The 321-nt window shown below is 48.3% G+C and carries 1 protein-coding gene; it reads left to right on the forward strand.

Annotated features, from left to right (window positions below; genetic code table 11):
- Positions 1-321: uroporphyrinogen-III C-methyltransferase (locus FTW16_RS20065; protein WP_261383493.1), on the forward strand; the 321-nt coding region annotated here is incomplete at both ends.

A 321-nucleotide genomic window follows, 5' to 3' on the forward strand; every position in this document is an offset into this window, starting at 1 on the left:
CCCCGGAATCACTGCAGCAGCAGGCGCGACGGCTTACGCGGGCATTCCACTAACACATCGAGATCACGCACAAAGCGTCCAATTCATTACTGGTCATCTAAAGAAAGATGGTGAAGATATTGATTGGCGCTCGCTTGCTCAGCACAATCACACGATCGTGTTCTATATGGGTTTAAAAGAGAGCCCGAACATCCAGAATAATTTACTTGATAACGGTATGCGATCGGACATGCCTGTTGCCATTATTGAGAACGGTACGCGCCAAGAACAAAAAGTATTCCGTGGTGGGTTGAGTGATTTAGCTAGCCTTGCTGGCGTTGC

This window comes from Vibrio sp. T20 (assembly GCF_007858795.1).
Classification (GTDB): domain Bacteria; phylum Pseudomonadota; class Gammaproteobacteria; order Enterobacterales; family Vibrionaceae; genus Vibrio; species Vibrio satsumensis.